Origin of the sequence: Pseudoduganella sp. R-34 (genome assembly GCF_049904655.1) — a bacterium.
Classification (GTDB): domain Bacteria; phylum Pseudomonadota; class Gammaproteobacteria; order Burkholderiales; family Burkholderiaceae_D; genus Rugamonas.
The window spans coordinates 4,226,779-4,241,401 of record NZ_CP184572.1 but is presented as its reverse complement, the minus strand read 5'-3'; the positions used below and the strand labels follow the sequence as shown (position 1 = coordinate 4,241,401).

The window sequence follows — 14,623 nt, the reverse complement described above, 5'->3', positions numbered from 1 at the left end:
CGCGGGTGGCTGAGCCTGCGCACGGGGCGGAGCGGCGCTGGCGGGTGCGGCAAGGCCAAGGCCGGCAAAATGCATGCAGGCTAGGAAATTCCGGCAAGCCCGGGATGCCGGTAAGATGTGGAATCCATTTTTCATGATGAGCCCTCCTGTCGAGCTTTGGACCAGGGGGAGTTGAATTGGTTCCGTTCAGGGCTGCTTTAATAGTATGCTGCTCAAATGCAAGACTTTTCTCAATGGATGAGGCGGAGGTGGCGTGGCCTGGGCGGCGGGCGGGCCCTCCTATGGTTGCTCGGCCTGTCGCTGGCATCCGCCGTTGGCGCGACCTTGTATGCCATCACTTCCCATACGGTGGAGGATGAGGCGCAGCTGCGCTTTGACAATCTGAACCGCGCCACCCAGTACAGTATTTCGGCGCGCGTGAAGGCCTATTCGGACGTGGTGCGCGGCCTGGTGGCGCTGTTCCAGACCACCGACCATGTCACCCGGCTGCAATTCCGGCAGTACGTGACGACCCTGAACATCGGCAAGCACTACCCGGCACTCGAGGCCATCAACTATGCGCCGAACGTGCCACATGCGGAGCGCGAGGCCTTCGTCGCTGCGGTGCGGGCCGATACCAGCCTGACGCCCGGCGGTTATCCGAAATTCGACATCAAGCCGCCGGGCAAGCGGGAACAGTATGCGCCGCTGACTTACCTGGAGCCGATGGGCCTGATGATGGAAAAGTTTGGCGTCGACATCATTGCCAATCCAGCCATCGACCGTGCCATGCAGCTGTCGCGCGACACGGGCGAGATCAGCGCGTCGGGCCAGCCGGTGCTGCTCAAGCAGCCGGTACCCCATATCGGGCTGGGCATGCGCCTGCCCGTCTACAAGCGCGGCATGCCGGTGGATGATGTGAGCAGCCGCCGCGCCAATTTCATCGGCACGGTCGGCATCGGCTTTTCGGTTTCCAAGCTGATCCAGGGGGCGATCGACGAGATGGCGGACCGCCAGGTGCACATGATCCTGTACTCGGACGCTTCCACCGATCCCGAAAAACGCAACCTCACCATCGAACCTGATGACCGGCTGCTGTTCAACGATAACGGTTCGATCGACAAGCCTGCTGCATTGCCGGGCGATCCCGGCGACTATTTCATTTCCGTGTTGCCGATCGATTTCAACGGCAGCCTGTGGAAAGCCCAGTTCTACGCGCGCAAGGATGCGATGATCGTCGGCTTCGACCGCTGGATACCCTACCTGGCCCTGGTCACGGGTTTTTCCGGAACGCTGCTGGTCTACGGCTACCTGTTCACCATGTATTCGCAGCGCCGCAATGCGCTGGAGCAGCGCCGCCTGCTGGATAGCGTGCTCGATAACGTCGAGGCGCACGTCTACATGAAGGACCAGGACCGCCGCTATGTCTACGTCAACGCCAAGATGGCGGAGGTGATCGGCTTGCCGGTCGAGGACATCATCGGCCGCCTGGATATCGAAGTCATGCGCAAGCGCGAGGCCGACGACGCCTGGCAGGAGGACCACGTGGTCCTGACCGATCGCCAGAAACGCTCGGGCGAGGCGAGCTACACCGACCGCCACGGCGTGGTGCACCACCTGTGGACGGTGAAGGCTCCGGTGCGGCTGGAGAAGGATGTGACGGTGGTGATTGCGCTGTCCACCGACGTCACCGAATTGCATATGCTGAAAGAACAGGCGCGCGCGGCCAACCAGGCCAAGAGCGATTTCCTGTCCAATATGAGCCACGAGATCCGCACGCCGATGAATTCCGTGATCGGCATGGCGCACCTGGCCTTGAAGGGCGCCACCAATCCGAAGCAGAAGGATTACCTGCAAAAGATTTACCACTCCGGCCAGCACCTGCTGGGCATCATCAACGACATCCTCGACTTCTCCAAGATCGAAGCCGGCAAACTGGACCTGGAAGTGCTGGACTTTGCGCTGGAGTCCCTGCTGACCAATATCTCGGGCCAGCTGGGCGAGGCGGCCAGCCGCAAAGGCCTGGAGCTGGTGTTCGAGATCTGGCCGGGACTGTCGCACCAGTTGCGCGGCGACCCGCTGCGCCTGGAGCAGGTGCTGTTGAACTTCACCAGCAATGCCATCAAGTTCTCTGAAAACAGCAAGATCTACATCCGCGCGCGGCCGGTCGAGGACCGCGACAACTACACCGTAGTGCGCTTCGAAGTGCAGGACAACGGCATCGGCATGACGCCGGCCCAGGTCTCGAGCCTGTTCCAGTCCTTCCACCAGGGCGACACGTCGACTACCCGCAAGTACGGCGGCACCGGCCTGGGCCTGGTGATCAGCAAGCAGCTGGCGGAGCTGATGGACGGCACGGTGGGCGTGGAAAGCGAGCCAGGCAAGGGTTCGACCTTCTGGTTCACGGCCAAGCTGCAGAAGGGGACGCACCTGCTGCAGGCCACCGACTCCAACGCGCTGCAGCCGGACATGCTGGCGCCCATCCACGGCGCCTCGATCCTGCTGGTCGAAGACAACATCTTCAGCCAGCAGGTCGGGCAGGAGCTGCTGGAGGACGCCGGCGCCACGGTGGTGGTGGCCAACAACGGCAAGGAAGCCATCGACCTGCTGTTGAAAGAGCACTTCGACTGCGTGCTGATGGACGTGCAGATGCCGGTGATGGACGGTTACGAGGCCACCCGCATCATCCGCGCCCATCCCAAGCTGTCCGGCACCCTGATCATCGCCATGACGGCCAACGCGGGCCGCGAGGACCAGGCGCGCTGCCTGGCTGCCGGCATGGACGAATTCGTCACCAAGCCGATTGCGCCGACCCTGCTGTTCTCGGTGCTGTCCAAGTGGATGAGCCAGCGCGCAGCCGAAGGGCGCATGGCGCAGGTGCGCAGCACCACGACGCCTGGCCAGCCGCAGCCGGCGCCTGCGCCTGCGCCTGAACCTGCCGCCGAGCAGGAGCCTGGCAATGGCGGCGAATCGGAGCTGTTCGACCTGCGCGCCCTGGCCCAGACTTTCGGCAACAAGCCTGAAAAGATGCGCAAGTACGCCAATATGTTCATCGACTCGGCGCAGGAAGGCTTGCGCGAAGTGCAGGTTGCGCTGGAGGCGGGCGATATCGTGCGCTTGTCGGAGCTGGGCCACCGCATCAAGTCTTCCGCGCGGGCGGTGGGCGCCATGAGTTTTGCGGACCTGTGCCTGGCGCTGGAAAAAATGGTGCCGGCCGACGGCATCGACCGTGCCCGCGCCATCGTCAGCCAGATGCAGCCTTTGCTGGATCGCCTGCGCGAGCATATTGCCCAGGAAATGAACGCCAATATTCCCGGATAGCCGACTTTGCGGCGATAATGGCGTTCCACGCTATTTCGCTGCTTTTACATGGCCCAAAGCATCCAACCCGGACTCCTGATTTTGCACGGCAACCAGCTGGAAGAGCTGCGCAGCGCCGTGTTCCAGTGGTTGCGCGGCCATCCGCTGGCGCCGCTGGAGCAGGAGATTTTCCTGGTGCAGTCGAACGGCGTGGCCGAATGGCTGAAGATTGCCCTGGCTGAGGAAACGGGCCTGTGCGGCGCCACCCGCGTTGCGCTGCCGGCGCGGCTGCTGTGGGAAATCTATCGGGGCATGCTGGGACATGCGCGCGTGCCGCCGATTTCCGCTTTCGATAAAGGTCCCTTGACCTGGCGCCTGATGCGCCTGCTGCCGCAGTTGCTGGTGCGGGATGCCTTTGCGCCGTTGCGCCATTTCCTGCGCGACGGCGACCCGGAGCGCCGCCTGCAGCTGGCCGAACGCCTGGCCGACCTGTTCGACCAGTACCAGGTGTACCGGGCTGACTGGCTGGAGGACTGGGCTGCGGGCCGCGACCAGCTGCGCAACGCGCGCGGCGAGGCTGTGCCGCTGGCGGCCGACCAGCGCTGGCAGGCCGAGTTATGGCGTGCCGTCGCAGCCAGCGTGCCGGAAGAAGAGCGCGGCCTCGGACGCGCCAGCGTCCATGCAGCCTTCGTCGATGCTGTGCAGCGCGGCGATACGCCGCTGGGCCGGCTGCCGCGCCGCATCGTGCTGTTCGGCGTATCGGCGTTGCCGTACCAGACTTTGCAGGCCATGGCTTCGCTGGCGCGCTTCACCCAGGTGGTGATCGCGGTCCCCAATCCCTGCCGCTACTACTGGGGCGACATCATCGAAGGCCGCGACTTGCTGCGCGCCGCGCGCCACCGCCACGCTGCGCGCAAGGACATCGACTTGTCGGCTGTGCCGCTGGAAGCGCTGCACGCGCACAGCCATCCGCTGCTGGCGAGCTGGGGGCGGCAGGGGCGCGACTATATCCGCATGCTGGACGAATTCGACACCGCCAGCGACCTGGAAGGGCGCGACGACAAGCTGCGCGTGGACCTGTTCGGGGATGAAGCAGGCGGGACGCTGCTGGCGCAGGTACAGGCGGCGGTGCGCGACATGCTGCCGCTGGCCGAGCATCCGCGCGTTGCGCCCGAGGACAGCGACCGCTCCATCGAATTCCACGTGGCGCACAGCGTGCAGCGCGAAGTCGAAATCCTGCATGACCAGTTGCTGGCCATGTTTGCCGCCGATCCCTCGCTGCGGCCGCGCGACGTGGTGGTGATGGTGCCGGATATCGATGTCTTTACCGCCTCGATCCGCGCCGTGTTCGGCCAGCACCGCCGCCATGACCCGCGCTATATCCCGCACGAAATCGGCGACGTCAACGACCGCAGCGTCAATCCGCTGCTGGTGGCGCTGGAGTGGCTGCTGCGGCTGCCGCAGCAGCGTTGCCGCCAGAGCGAGGTGCGCGACCTGCTGGATGTGCCGGCCCTGGCGCGCCGTTTCGGCCTGTCCGAAGACGACTTGCCGACCCTGGGCCAGTGGATCGAAGGCGCCGGCGTGCGTTGGGGCCTGGATGCAGGCCATCGTGCGGGCTTGGGCCTGGCGCCGGCAGGCGAGCAGAATGCCTGGATGTTCGGCGTGCGCCGCATGCTGCTGGGCTATGCGGCAGGCAAGGGCTCGGCCTATGCCGGCGTCGAACCGTATTCGGAAGTTGGCGGGCTGGACGCCGCCCTGGCCGGTTCGCTGGCGCAATTGATCGAGGCCTTGCTGGCCTGGCGCGAACGGCTGGACGTGGCGCGCCGGCCTGCCGATTGGGCCGAGCAGGCGCGCCTGCTGCTGGCAGGCTTCTTCAGCGACCGCGACGAAAGCGACCGCCTGACGCTGGCGCGCCTGGACGATGCGCTGGATAAGTGGCTGGAGACTTGCGAGGACGCCGGTTTCGACGAGGAAGTGCCGCTGGCAACCCTGCGCGAAGCGTGGATGGGCGGCCTTGACGAACCGTCGCTGGAACACCAGTTCGTGTCGGGCGGCGTCACCTTCTGCACCCTGATGCCGATGCGCGCCGTGCCGTTTCGCGTGGTCTGCCTGCTGGGCATGAACGACGGCGACTTCCCGCGCCGCGCCAGCCGCGCCGACTTCGACCTGCTGGCCTTGCCCGGCATGGCGCGTCCCGGCGACCGTTCGCGCCGCGACGACGACCGCTACCTGATGCTGGAAGCCGTGCTGGCCGCGCGCGACAAGCTGTACGTGAGCTGGGTCGGACGCAATGTGCGCGACAACAGCGAACAGCCGCCTTCGGTGCTGGTGGCGCAGTTGCGCGATTACCTGCATGCCGGCTGGGGCCTGGATCTCGCCGCGCGCACCACCTTGCATGCGCTGCAGCCTTTCAGCCGCGCCTACTTCGAGCGCGGCGGCTTGCTGACCTTTGCCGGTGAATGGCGCGCGGCGCATGACGCCGGCGATGCGCCTGCGGCGCCCGTGGCGTTGCCGCCCTACGAGGTGGAAGAGGGGTTCCGGCTGCGGCTTTCCACGCTGGCAGCCTTCCTGCGCCAGCCGGTGCGGCATTTCTTCCGCCAGCGCCTGGGCGTCTACTTTGCCGAATCGGCGATGATTGGCGAGGATGAGGAACCGTTCCAGCTGGACGGCCTTGAACGCTACAACCTGGAAGATGCGATGCTGGCGGACGGCGGCGAAATGGAGCCGATTGAAGAGGTGCGCGCCACCTTGCGCGAACGCGGCCAGCGCCTGCGGCGCCAGGGCGTGCTGCCGATCGGCTTGATCGGCGACCGGGTGCTGGACGAGCTGGTCGAAGAACTGGTGCCTGTGCGGACGGCCTGGCTGTCGCTGCGCGGCACATACAGCGAAGATGCGCCCAAACTGGCCGTCCACCTTAAAGTCGCTGGCCTGGAGCTGGAAGACTGGATCGACCAGTTGCACCGGGCCGAGGGCGCCACGGTATGGCTGATGCAGATGTCGTCGCGCGTGTGCGATAAATCCGGCGCGCCGCGCGGTGAAAAGCTGATCCCGATGTGGCTGCGCCAGCTGGCCGCAGCCGCGCAGGGCCATCCGGTGACCGGCTTCCTGGTTGCGCGTGATGCGATCGTGATCATGGCGCCGCTTGAGCCGCAGGCTGCGCTTGCGGTCCTGGCGCGCATTGCCGAATTGTGGCGGGAGGGAATGGACCAGCCATTGCCCGCAGCCTGCAAGACCGGGCTCGCGCTGGTGATGGAGGGCGATCCGCGCAGCGTCTACGACGGCGGCTTCGAGCTGTCAGGCGAGAACGAGGACCCGTGCCTGGCCCGCCTGTGGCCGGACTTTGCCGCCCTGGCGGGAGACCCCGGCTTTGCGGACACCAGCCGAGCGCTATACCAGCCGCTGGCGGACTGGCTGGCGCAATCGGTTGCGGTGCAGCCGATCGAGGGCGACGGGGAGGGCGAGGCATGAGCATCGCCCTGAATCCGCTCGACTTCCCGCTGCATGGGTCGCGCCTGATCGAAGCCAGCGCCGGCACCGGCAAGACCTGGACCATCGCCGCCCTGTACGTGCGCCTGGTGCTGGGGCATGGCGGCGCGAACGGCTATCGCCGGCCGCTGATGCCGAACGAAATCCTGGTCATGACGTTCACCCGCGCGGCCACCCGCGAACTGTCCAACCGGGTGCGCGAACGCCTGGTGGAAGCGGCAGCGTACTTCCGGGCTGAAACGCCGCAGACACCCGATTCCTACCTGGACGCGCTGCTGGAAGCATTGCCCGACCATGCCGCGCGCCAGCAGGCAGCCTATCGCCTGCAGCTGGCAGCCGAAACGATGGACGAGGCGTCAATCTTCACCATCGATGCCTGGTGCCAGCGCATGCTGCGCGAGCACGCTTTCGACAGCGGCAACCTGTTCGACGAAGAGTTGCTCAGCGACGAGGCGGCGCTGTATGAAGACGCGGTGCATGATTACTGGCGCCAGCAGGTGTACCCGCTGGGCGAACAGGCTTTGCGTGTGCTGCTTTCCGCCTGCCGCGACGTGTCCGCGCTCGGCCGCAGCGTGCGCGACCTGGCGCGCCGGCCTGATGCCGCAGGGCTGGCAGGCCGGGAGCCGCTGGGCGCCATGATCGGCCGCGTGCAGGGCGAGCAGCAGGCCGCGCTGGCGGCGCTGAAGCAAGGCTGGGCCGAGCGGGCAGCGCGCATGGAAAGCTGGATCGCATCCCAGCGCGAGGCCAATCCGAAGTGCTTCAACGGCACCAAGCTGCGCGCCGACAATGTCGCCAAATGGTTCGCGGCCCTGCGCGACTGGGCCAACGATCCTGCGCTGGCCGAACCGGACATGAACGCCACGCCGTGGTTCCGCCTGACCCCGGCCGGCATGGCCGACGCTTGCGCCAAGGGCTTCGCGCCCGACATTCCGGCGGACTTCGAAGGGATCGCGCCGCTGCGCCGCGCCCTCGATGCCATCGAGCCGCTGCGCCACCACGTACTCCGCCATGCAGCTGCGACGATTGCCGCGCGCATGGAGGAATTGAAACGCCAGCAAAGGCTGTTCGGCTTTGCCGACATGCTGGAGCGCCTGCGCGGTGCGCTGGAAGGCGCCAATGGCGAGGCGCTGCGCCAGCGTATCGTCAACCAGTTCCCGGTGGCCATGGTCGACGAGTTCCAGGACACGGCGCCCAGCCAGTACCGCATTTTCAACCTGCTGTACCAGGTCGCCGCCAACGACCCCGATCTCGGCCTGTTCCTGATCGGCGATCCGAAACAGTCGATCTACGGCTTTCGCGGCGCCGACATCCACAGCTACCTCGATGCGCGCCGTGCCACGCAGGGCCGTCATTACCAGCTTGGCACCAACTTCCGCTCCACGGCGCAGATCGTTGCTGCGGTCAACCAGGTCTTCCTGCACGCGGAAGGCGTGGCCGGGCAGGGCGGGTTTGCGCGCGGGGCGTTCCGCTTCCGCACCGACAAGGGCAATCCGCTGCCGTTCGAGGCTGTGGGCGCGCGCGGCCGCGCGGAGCGGCTGGTGGGCCCGGCCGGCGACATCCAGGCGCTGACGGCCGGCTGCACCATGGAGCAGCTGGGCGCCGACGCCTATCGCGAGTACTTCGCGGAGCAGTGCGCCGAGCATATCGCCTGCCTGCTCAACGACCCGGCTACCGGCTTCCAGGGCGGCGAGGGCTTCAGGCGCCTGCAGCCGGCCGACATCGCCATCCTGGTGCGCGAGCGCCGTGAAGCGGCTGCCGTGCGCCGTTCGCTGCAACGCCGCCTGGTGCCAAGCGTGTACCTGTCCGACAAGGACTCGGTGCTCTCCAGCGACGAAGCTGCGGACATGCTGCGCTGGCTCTCGGCAGTCGCCAACCCGCTCGATGGCCAACTGGCGCGCACCGCGTTTGCCACCCGCACCGCCAACCTGCCGCTGGCGGAACTGGCCCGGTTTTCGGCCGACGAACTGGCCTGGGAGCGCCGCGTCGAACAGCTCAAGGAGTTGCACGTGGTCTGGCAGCGCCAGGGCGTGCTGGCCATGCTGCGCCGCTTCATCCACGACCTTGGCCTGCCTGCGCAGCTGCTGGCGCGGCCCGGCGGCGAACGCAGCCTGACCAACCTGCTGCACCTGGCCGAGCTGCTGCAGCAGGCCAGCCGGCAGCTGGAAGGCGAACAGGCGCTGATACGCTGGCTGGCGGAGCAGATCGACGACGAGACGGACGGCGGCGATGAACGCGTGCTGCGGCTGGAGTCGGACGCGGAGCTGGTCAAGGTGGTTACCGTGCACAAGTCAAAGGGCCTGGAATACCCGCTGGTCTACCTGCCGTTCGCCGTCACGGTGCGCAAGGTGGACAAGCGCAACCGCACCTTCTTCGAATACACCGATGCCGACGGCGAGCGCCGTCTTGACATGCACCTGTCCGAAGAAGGCCAGCTGGCAGCCGAAGCGGCCCGCATCGAGGAAGACCTGCGCCTGCTGTATGTCGCGCTGACGCGCGCCCGGCATTTCCTGTGGCTTGGCGTGGCCGCACTGCCGGCGCGCAAGAAGGACGAAAATACCCTGCACGATTCGGCGCTTGGCTACCTGCTGACCGGCGGCGAGCCGCTGCCTGCCGGCCAGTTGCTGGAAAGCTGGCAGCAGCTGCGCGGCGATTGCGATGCCATTTCCGTCGCCCTGCTGGAGCCCGCCGTGCCAGTGACGCGCCTGGCGCGCGCGGTCGAGCGTCCGCCGCTGGAAGCGCCGCTGGCTTACCAGGGCGATTTCGAGCGCGACTGGTCGGTCGGCAGCTTCACCTCCCTGGCAAGGCGCAGCGGCAGCGAGCCGTTGCCAGCACCCATGCACGCCTCGCAAGAAACGCTGCTGGAAGGCGAGGAAGAGGGCGTAGCGCTGCGCATCGAAGATACGGCCTGGCACCGCTTCCCGCGCGGCTCCGTGCCCGGCAACTTCCTGCACGACCAGCTGGAAACGCTGGCGCGCGACGGCTTTGCGTCGATCCACCAGGAGCACTACACGGAACGCGCCGCGCGCCAGATCAAGCGCGCCGGCTGGGGCCATCGTGAAGCCGATACCCTGGAGTGGCTGAAGGCGATCGTCACCACCGAACTGCCGCCGCTGGGCAGCGCGCTGGACGCGATCGGGCAACTGCTGCCGGAAATGGAATTCTGGTTCCCGAGCGAGCGTCTGGATACAGCGCAGCTGGATCGCCTGTGCCGCCAGCACCTGCTGGACGGCATTGCCCGTCCCGGCTTGCCGCAGCGCGAGCTGCACGGCATGCTGAAGGGCTTCTGCGACCTGGTTTTCGAATACCAGGGCCGGTACTGGGTGCTGGACTACAAATCGAACGCACTGGGCGGCGGCGATGCCGCCTATCACAAGGCTGCGCTGGCGCACGGCATGGCGGCGCACCGCTACGACGTGCAGGGCGCCATCTACATGCTGGCGCTGCACCGGTTGCTGCGCACGCGCCTGGGCGAGTCCTACGACCCGGCCACGCAACTGGGCGGCGCGATCTTCTACTTCCTGCGCGGGGTCGGCAACGAGCAGACGCGCGGTTGCTACCTGCTGCCGCCCGATGCGCAGCTGCTGGACGAACTGGACGGGCTTTGCCGATGAGTTTTTACGAACATACCGACATGCTGGCCGAAGGCGGCATGCTGCGCCGCCTGGGACCGGTGTTTGCGCGCTTTGTGACGGCGCTTGCGCCGGACGGCAGTCCCGCATCGGGCCGGCCGCTGGCGTTGGCCTGCCTGCTGCTGTCCGAGCTCGAAGGACGCGGCCACAGTTGCCTGCAACTGACGGCGCTGGCCGGCGATCCCTCGCCCATGCTGGGCTGGGGCGAAGACGACTGGCAAAGCCTGTGCGAGGAGGCCGGCGAACTGCCGCAAGGGCTGGCGGGCTGGCACGAATTCCTGCAGGCCTGCCCGCAAGTGCTGGCCTGGCCGGGCGGCGTGGAAAGGGGCCAGCCGCTGGTGCTTGCCGGCGGCCGGCTGTACCTGCGCCGCTACTGGTCGGACGAGAACACGGTGGCCGATGCCGTGCGCGCCCGCACCGGCACGGATAAAGGGGGGCCGCCACCCTCCCTGGTGCGCGAATGGCTGGACCGGCTGTTCACGCACGCCACGCGCGAGGGCGGGGCCGACTGGCAGAAGATCGCCTGCGCGGTCGCTACGCGCGGCGGCCTGGCAGTCATCACCGGCGGTCCCGGCACCGGCAAGACTTATACGGTGGCGCGCCTGCTTGCCTTGCTGTTTGCGGTCGAAGGCGTCCATGCCGACCAGCTGCGCGTGGCGCTCGCGGCGCCAACCGGCAAGGCTGCCGCGCGCCTGAAGCAGGCTATCGACGGCGCGCTGGGCGACCTGGAGCAAAGCCTTGGCGGCGCATTGCCGCTGCGTGAACTGGCGCAGCGCATGGGCGGCGCCCGCACCCTGCATTCCCTGCTCGGTGCACGTCCGGAGACGCGCGCCTTCCGCCACAATGCCGGCAATCCGCTCGACGTGGACGTGCTGATCGTCGATGAAGCGTCGATGGTGCACCTGGAAATGATGGCGGCCCTGCTCGATGCCTTGCCCGCCGGCGCGCGCCTGGTCCTGCTGGGCGACAAGGACCAGTTGGCATCGGTGGAAGCGGGTTCGGTGCTGGGCGACCTGTGCCATGATGCGCAGGCCGGTGGCTACGACGCCGCCACGGCGGCCTTTGTGGAAGCGGCATCGGGCCAGGCCATCCCGCCGGAATTCCTCGGCAATGCCGGCGCCCTGGCGCAGCAGACCGTCATGCTGCGCCAGAGCCGCCGTTTCGGCGGCCCGATCGGCCAGTTGGCCGTTGCCGTCAATCACGGCGATGCCGACGCGGCCCGCGCCGTGCTGCGCGCCGACAGCGGGGGACAACTGCACTGGAACGAAGCGGCGCAGCAGGAGGACATGCTGCGCCTGGCAGTCGAAGGCTACCGGCCTTTCCTGCAGATGGTCGGGCAGGGCCCCGGCGCTGCCGGCCATGATGCCTGGGCCGCCGGCGTGCTGGCTGAATTCGAAGGTTTCCGCCTGCTGTGCGCCGTGCGCGAGGGCGAATGGGGCGTCTCGGGCCTGAACGACAGCATTGCGCAACGCCTTGAACAGCTTGACTTGCTGAAGCGGCGCGGCGACTGGTATGTAGGACGCCCGGTCATGGTCACGCGCAACGACTACGCCACGGGCGTGTACAACGGCGATATCGGGCTGGCGTTGCCCGACCCCGGGCGCTCCGGTTCCTTGCGCGTGTATTTCTCGGAGGGCGGCCAGGTGCGCAGCGTGCTCGCGACCCGCCTGCGCAATGTGGAAACGGCTTTCGCCATGACGGTGCACAAATCGCAGGGTTCGGAATTCAGCCACACGGTGCTGGTGCTGCCGCGCGAAGCGCCCAGCGTACTGGCGCGCGAACTTGTGTACACCGGCATCACGCGCGCCCGCCAGCGCTTTACGCTGCTGACGCCCAATCCGGGCGTGCTGCCCGATGCGATCCGGCGCCGTACCGAACGCACCAGCGGCCTACGCAGCCTGCTCGCCTGATTCGCCGCCTGTCTGCAGGTCGGCGTGGATCGCCTGCAGCACCGCGTCCAGGGCCGGCGCAAGCGCCGCCAGTTCCGGCGCCGCGCCGCCGCCGGCGCGCAGCGCCCCGAGCACGCCTGCCGCGGCCTGGCGCAGGGCCTCCATGCCCAGCTGCGCCGACAGCGCCGCCAGCGTGTGCACCATGCGCTGCGCGCGCTGGCGGTCGCCCAGGGCCACGGCATCGCCAACGGCCACGTGCAGGGCGGCCTGGCCCTGCAGGAACTGGCCCAGCATCTTGCGCAGTTGCGCGTGGTTGCCATGCAGGCGCGCCAGGGCGCCGGCCATGTCGGCGCCGAGGGCGCTCAGCGCAGGAAATGCCGCTTGCGCAGCCGCCTGCGCTTCAACGCAAGCGACTGCGCCCGGCAGCGCATGGCGGAACAGGGCGGTGAAGACAAAGCGGTTGCCTTCGGCCGGATCGCTTTCCAGCAGCAGGTGGCCGCCCATCATGGCTGCCAGCTGGCGCGCCACCGAAAGGCCCAGTCCTGCTGCCGAATCGCCCGGCCCCACCGGCTCGTAGAGCTGGACTGCGGCGTCGCGCGCCGCGCCGGTGTCGCGTACTTCCCAGCGCAGTACCGTGCCATCTTCGGCGCCGGCGTCTTCTCGCCGCAGCAGCAACTGCACCTTGCCCCGCTCCGTGAATTTGACCGAATGCGCCAGCAAATGCTGCAGCAGCTGCTGCAGGCGGGCCGCGTCGCCTACCAGTTCTTCCGGCAGCGCCGCCTCCACGCTGCATTCGAGCAGCAGGCCTTTGGCTTGCGCCGCAGCCTGCCATTCCGCGCAAGCCTGTTCGGCCGCGCGGCGCGCGCTGAAGACGCATTCTTCCATGTGGAAATTGCCGGCCTCGATGCGCGAGAAATCGAGGATATCGTTGAACATCGCCATCAGGCTGGCGGCAGCGCCGTCGACCTGTTCGAGGTAGCCGCGCTGGCGCGCGTCGAGCGGCCCGCGCAAGGCCAGTTCCGTCAGGCCGATGATGGCATTGAGCGGCGTGCGGATCTCGTGGCCCATATTGGCCAGGAAGGCGCCCTTGCTGCGATGGGCGTGGTCGCTTGCCTCGTGGGCCGCGGCGATGGCCCGCTCGGCCTGGCGCAGTTCCGTGACGTCGATACCGAAGCTGAGCAGGGCGATCTCGCCTTCCTCCAGGGCGCTGTGGTGCCAGGCGATGCGGCGCTCATCGCCCGACGCCGTCTGCAGCAGATGCTCGTGGCCGGCCGGCATGGCGCGGAACTGTTCGGGGTGCCCGCCTTCCGGCCATTGCGACACGGCCGACATGGGCAGCAGCGGCAGGTCGCGCCAGACGCGTCCCAGCACGCTGTCGCGGCTGCAGCCTGTGACCTGGACCGCCGTTTCGTTGAAGATCAGTACTTCGCCCTCATGCCCCAGCCCCAGCACCAGCATGTCGGCGCTGTTCAACAGGCGGTCCAGCAGCTGGCGCGTGCAACGCAGCTTGCGCTCGGACTCGCTGCGCGCAGCGGCGGACGCGGCCAGGCTCGCCTGCAGCGCGTGCAGGGACGAGAGCAGCTCGCCCGCTTCGTCGGGGAAGGGCGGCGGGGCGGGCGATGCCAGGTCGCCGCCGCGCACACGCTGCGCAATCGCCAGCGCCTGCGCAAGCGGTTGCGTGATGCTGCGGCTGATCAGCCATGCCATGCCGATGGCAAGCACCAGCGAAGCGGCCAGGATGGCCAGCAGCAGCGTGCTGTCGAAGCGGATGCGTTCGGCTGCCTGGCCTTCGGTAAAGCGTGCGCGGCTTGCCGCCAGGTTCACCAGGTCGTCCACCACTTGCCGGTGCTGCTCGTAATGGCGCTGCATCTTGGCCAGCGCATGGTCGGCGCGCGGCCGGTCGCCCAGCTCCAGCGCGGGCACCAGCTGGCCGAACGCTTCGTTGTAAAACGCCGTGGCCTGGATGTTGGCCTGCTTGAGCGATTCGGCCAGGCTGCCGTCCAGGGCCTGGCCCTGCCAGTAATGGACGCGCGCCACCTGTTGCGCGTGCAGGGTGCGCAGGCGCTGCGCCAGCTGTTCGCGTTCGACCTGGCTGCCGGCCGTTGCCAATTGCTGCGCGACGAGGAACGATTCAATGATGTACAGCGGCGGCGGCAGCACGTCCGCAATCAGGTCCTTGCCCTGCACCACGTCGCCGTACAGCGGGCCGTTGACGCGCAATTGGTCCAGGGTGCGGAACGACCAGAATCCGTACAGCAGGAAGCCGCCGGCGAAGATCCCCACCAGGATCGCCAGGCGGCGTGCGAAGCGCAGCTTGCGCAGCAGGTCCATGGTGCCTCT

The 14,623-nt window shown here is 67.6% G+C and carries 5 protein-coding genes; 4 read left to right on the top strand and 1 reads right to left on the bottom strand.

All coding sequences use genetic code 11. The features are described from left to right. The first annotated feature begins 216 nt into the window (after positions 1–216). The 4 genes from ACN9MW_RS19325 to recD are packed head-to-tail and all read left to right on the top strand — an operon-like array spanning position 217 to position 12,304. Entirely contained in the window at positions 217–3,300 is a 3,084-nt protein-coding gene (locus ACN9MW_RS19325; RefSeq protein WP_426162109.1) for a CHASE domain-containing protein, read from the top strand. Between the two features lie 48 nt (positions 3,301–3,348). Next, the gene (gene recC, locus ACN9MW_RS19320; RefSeq protein ID WP_426162108.1) at positions 3,349–6,747 is read left to right on the top strand and encodes an exodeoxyribonuclease V subunit gamma; all 3,399 of its coding nucleotides are present in this window, start codon (positions 3,349–3,351) and stop codon (positions 6,745–6,747) included. After that, entirely contained in the window at positions 6,744–10,376 is a 3,633-nt protein-coding gene (recB, locus tag ACN9MW_RS19315) for an exodeoxyribonuclease V subunit beta (RefSeq protein WP_426162107.1), read from the top strand. The genes recC and recB overlap by 4 nt, the downstream gene beginning before the upstream one ends. Then, a complete protein-coding gene (recD, locus tag ACN9MW_RS19310; RefSeq protein ID WP_426162106.1) occupies positions 10,373–12,304 on the top strand; it encodes an exodeoxyribonuclease V subunit alpha in 1,932 nt (643 codons plus the stop codon). The genes recB and recD overlap by 4 nt, the downstream gene beginning before the upstream one ends. Here the strand turns inward: recD and ACN9MW_RS19305 are convergent. Further along, positions 12,284–14,614 carry a histidine kinase dimerization/phospho-acceptor domain-containing protein gene (locus tag ACN9MW_RS19305; RefSeq protein WP_426162105.1) on the bottom strand — a complete coding sequence of 777 codons (2,331 nt, stop codon included), beginning with the start codon at positions 14,612–14,614 and terminating at the stop codon, positions 12,284–12,286. The genes recD and ACN9MW_RS19305 overlap by 21 nt on opposite strands. Positions 14,615–14,623: the final 9 nt, after the last annotated feature.

Coding starts and splice junctions, on each gene's coding strand:
- ACN9MW_RS19325 (WP_426162109.1), top strand. CDS start 217: ATGCAAGACTTTTCTCAATGGATGAGGCGGAGGTGGCGTGGCCTGGGC.
- recC (WP_426162108.1), top strand. CDS start 3,349: ATGGCCCAAAGCATCCAACCCGGACTCCTGATTTTGCACGGCAACCAG.
- recB (WP_426162107.1), top strand. CDS start 6,744: ATGAGCATCGCCCTGAATCCGCTCGACTTCCCGCTGCATGGGTCGCGC.
- recD (WP_426162106.1), top strand. CDS start 10,373: ATGAGTTTTTACGAACATACCGACATGCTGGCCGAAGGCGGCATGCTG.
- ACN9MW_RS19305 (WP_426162105.1), bottom strand. CDS start 14,614: ATGGACCTGCTGCGCAAGCTGCGCTTCGCACGCCGCCTGGCGATCCTG.